Source organism: uncultured Alistipes sp., from assembly GCF_902388705.1.
GTDB lineage: Bacteria > Bacteroidota > Bacteroidia > Bacteroidales > Rikenellaceae > Alistipes.
This window is the reverse complement of sequence record NZ_CABMQJ010000101.1, coordinates 1-4,297: the sequence shown is the minus strand read 5'-3', so window position 1 is coordinate 4,297 and position 4,297 is coordinate 1. Positions and strand designations below refer to the sequence as shown.

Here is a 4,297-nt window from a genome sequence, read left to right as displayed (position 1 = left end):
GAGGGCCGCGGCAAAGCCGACCCCAAACGCCGGGCCGTCGTGCTGCGTGCCGACATCGACGCCCTGCCCATCGCCGAGCTGATAGACACACCCTGGCGCTCGTGCAATGCGGGCGTCATGCACGCCTGCGGCCACGACATGCATGCGGCAGTGCTTTTCGGCGTATTGCAGCAGGTCGCCACCGACCCCGATTTCCGCGGCACCCTCTTCGGGCTGTTCCAGCCGGGCGAGGAGTGCAACCCCGGCGGGGCGTCGCTGGTGCTGGCCGAAAACCCGTTCGACGGATACGACGTGCGCGCCGTGGTGGGCGAACACGTCGAGCCGCAGCTCGAAGTCGGCACGCTGGGATTCCGTGCCGGGAAATACATGGCGGCGAGCGACGAAATCCGGTTCCGGGTGCACGGCACGGGCGGACACGGCGCCATGCGCCAGCAACTGAAAGACCCCGTGGCGGCAGCCGCGGAGTTCCTGACGCGGCTCATCGCCCTCAACCACGAAGAGTGCGTGCTTTCAATCGGCCGCGTGGAGGCCGCGGGCGCCACGAACATCGTGCCCGACGAAGTGTACCTCGAAGGAACGCTCCGCACGTTCGACGAGCGCGAGCGCGAAATCATCCACCGGCGCATCCGCAACATCGCCGCCGACATCGACTCGCGCCACGGCGTGCGAATCGCCACAGACATCAGCCGCGGTTACCCCTGCGTGGTGAACGACGAACACCTCGTCAAGCAGGCCGCCGTGCTGGCCAAAGAGCAAGGGCTGCAGGTCGAGATGCTGCCGCTGCGCACCACGGCCGAGGATTTCGGCTTCTACTGCACCCGGTATCCGTCGCTGTTCTACCGGCTGGGCGTAGGCGCCGCGGCCGGACGCCCCCACACGGCGACATTCAACCCCGACGAAGGGGCTATCAACGTGGGCATCGGCTTCATGAAGCGCCTTGCCCTGCAAATTTTGAAGAAATGAAAAAGCAATCACAGAAAAACCGCCCCGCAAGGGGTGCGAAGAACACCGACCGGGCCTCGATTATCCTGAACCTGTTCCGGGAGTTCCCCAACAATAAATTTTCGCTCAAACACCTGGCTTCGGCCTCGGGAGGCGCCACGAAAGAGGGGCGCCGCGAAACGTTCGAAATACTGGGACGCCTGCACGACGAGGGCATCGTCGAAGAGTGCGCCCGCGAGAAATACCGCCTTACGCACAAGCACCTGCCCCACTACGAGGGTGTGGCCGACATGACTGCCGGCGGCTCGATTTACGTGCGCGTCGAGGGCGAGGAGAACGATATTTTCGTCAACCAGCGCAACACGGCCAACGCCCTGAACGGCGACCGCGTGGAGGTGGTCGTGATGCACCGCAGCCGCGACGGGAAACTCGAGGGCGAAATCACGCGCATCGTCGAGCGCAGCCGCAAGCCCTACGTCGGTGTCGCCGAAGTGGGGGCCCACCAGATATTCGTGCGGGCCGACTCGCGCCGCATGCCGATGGACATCTACCTCTCGAAGAAGCAGTACCCCGACGTGAAGGACGGCGAAAAGGTCGTCGTCCGCATCGCCGACTGGGCCGAAGGCAGCAAAAGCCCCGTGGGCGAGCTAATCGAGCGGCTGGGCATGGCGGGCAACAACGACACCGAGATGCACTCCATCCTGGCCGAATACGAACTGCCCTACCGCTTCGAGCCCGAAATCGAGCAGGCCGCCGAAGGTATCGACGGACGCATCACGGCCCAGGAAATCGCCCGGCGCCGCGATTTCCGTAAAATCACGACGTTCACGGTCGACCCGGCCGACGCCAAAGACTTCGACGACGCGCTCTCGGTGCGCAAAATCGGCGACGGCGTATGGGAAATCGGCGTGCATATCGCCGACGTGACGCACTATGTGCGCCCCCATTCGGTAATCGACGACGAAGCCGTCGAGCGCGGCACGTCGGTCTATTTGGTAGACCGCACCGTTCCGATGCTGCCCGAGCGGCTGTCGAACGAACTCTGCTCGCTGCGCCCGCACGAGGCCAGCCTCTGCTTCTCGGCGGTATTCACGCTCAACGAGGGGCTCGAAATCCTCGACGAATGGTTCGGCCGCACGGTCATCCACTCCGACCGCCGCTTCACCTACGCCGAGGCGCAGGAAATCATCGAAACCGGGCGCGGGGACTATGCCGAGGAGGTGCTGACCCTCAACCGCCTGGCACAGGCGCTGCGCAGGGAGCGGTTCAAGAACGGCGCCATCAGCTTCGACCGCGAGGAGGTGAAATTCAAACTCGACGAAACCGGCAGGCCGCTGGGCGTCTACTTCAAGGAGCAGAAGGAGTCGAACCAGATGATCGAGGAGTTCATGCTGCTGGCCAACCGCCGCGTGGCGGAGTTCTGCGGCAAACGCATGACCGACAAGGGCCGCACCGTCGAACGCACGATGGTCTACCGCGTCCACGACACCCCGAGCGAGGAGAAACTCGACCGCTTCCGGCAGTTCATCCTCCGCTTCGGACATATCTTCAAGGCCTCCAAAGGCCGCGCCGTGGCCCGGGAGCTGAACAAGCTCTTCGCCCAAATCAAGGGCACGAGCGAGGAGAACGCCGTTTCGACGATGGCCGTGCGGTCGATGGCCAAGGCTTACTACACCACCGACAACATCGGCCACTACGGACTGGCATTCCCCTATTACACGCATTTCACCTCGCCCATACGCCGCTATCCCGACATGATGGTGCACCGCCTGCTGGCGCGTTACCTCGCGGGCGAGAAAGCGGCCGACAAGACGACGCTCGAAGAGTTGTGCGTCCGGGCCTCTGAACGCGAGGTGATCGCTGCCGAGGCCGAGCGCGCGTCGATCAAGTACAAGATGGTCGAATACATGAAAGAGCGTATCGGCGAGGAGTTCGAGGGCCACATCTCGGGGCTCACCGAATGGGGCATCTACGTTGAACTGGACGAAACCCACATCGAGGGCATGTCGTTCCTGCGCGACATCGAGGGCGACTTTTTCCAGTTCGACGAAGCCAACTACGAAATCATCGGCCGCTCGACGGGCCTCCGCCTGACGCTGGGCGACGCCGTGCGCATCCGCGTGAAGCGCGCCGATTTGCAGAAACGACAGCTCGATTTCGAACTGCTGCTCGGCAACCGCCGTCCCGTGGAGCCCTCCGGGGAGCGGGGCCCGCAGGTACGCCGCAGCACCCGACGCAAAAACCGGTAGCCGTGCAGCACATCTACGATAAATGCCGCCGCCGGGAGCCGCTCTCACGCGAAGAGGCCTACCGGCTCTACGACGAGGCGCCGCTGCAGGAGCTGGCGCTCACGGCCGACGAGGTGCGCCGCGCCGTGGTGCCCGACCCCGGCGTCGTGACATGGCAAATCGACCGCAACGTCAACATCACCAACGTCTGCATCTCGGGCTGCCGGTTCTGCAACTTCCACTGCAAACCCCACCAGGTCGACCGGGCGTTCATCACCACGATGGACGAATACCGCGAAAAAATCGACCGGACATTGGAGCTGGGCGGCGACCAGCTGCTGTTGCAGGGCGGCCTGCACCCCAAGCTGGGAATCGACTTCTACGAGCGGCTTTTCTCCGACCTGAAAGCGCTCTACCCCACGCTGCGGCTGCATGCGCTGGGTGCGCCCGAAGTGGCCCATATCGCCCGCATCAGCGGCCTGACCACGCTGGAAACCCTGCGCCGTCTGATGGCCGCGGGGCTCGACTCGCTGCCGGGCGCAGGCGCCGAGATACTCGACCCCGTCGTGCGCAAAGCCATCTCGCCCGCCAAGCCGTCGGTCGAGAAATGGCTCAATGTGATGCACGAGGCGCACTGCCTCGACCTGCCGACCTCGGCGACGATGATGTACGGGCACGTCGAAACCCCGCACCAGCGCATCGACCACCTGCTGCGCATCCGCGACCTGCAAACCCGCTGCCCCGAGGGACACCACGGCTTTATCGCATTCATCCCGTGGATTTTCCGATCGACGGGCACCGAGCTCGAAAAGCAGGGCGTAACGACGCATTTCTCGCCGCTCGAATACCTGCGCATCATCGCCGTAAGCCGCCTGGTGCTGCACAACATACGCAACATACAGGCTTCGTGGCTCACCGTAGGCAAAGCCACGGCGCAGGCCGCGCTGCACAGCGGCGCCAACGACATGGGATCCATCATGATCGAAGAGAACGTCGTCTCCTCGGCCGGGGCCCACAACCGGTTCGACGCCGAGGGCATACAGGCCGCCATCCGCGAAGCGGGCTTCACCCCGCGCCTGCGCGACCAGCTCTACCGCCTGCGCGACCACGCTGCCGCAGGCTCCCCG

General features: G+C 64.5%; 3 protein-coding genes. All 3 read left to right on the top strand.

Going from position 1 to position 4,297, the window contains the following annotated elements; all coding sequences use genetic code 11:
- On the top strand, positions 1-963 hold a 963-nt coding region (locus QZT71_RS12050), incomplete at its 5' end, for a M20 family metallopeptidase (protein ID WP_295916560.1).
- A complete protein-coding gene (gene rnr, locus QZT71_RS12045) occupies positions 960-3,191 on the top strand; it encodes a ribonuclease R (protein ID WP_295916556.1) in 2,232 nt (743 codons plus the stop codon). The genes QZT71_RS12050 and rnr, both read left to right, overlap by 4 nt.
- Before the next feature lie 2 nt (positions 3,192-3,193).
- Positions 3,194-4,297: CofH family radical SAM protein (locus QZT71_RS12040; protein ID WP_295916553.1), on the top strand; the 1,104-nt coding region annotated here is incomplete at its 3' end.

Bases quoted from the DNA above. Each gene is read 5' to 3' on its own strand.
- rnr (WP_295916556.1), top strand. From the start codon at position 960: ATGAAAAAGCAATCACAGAAAAACCGCCCCGCAAGGGGTGCGAAGAAC.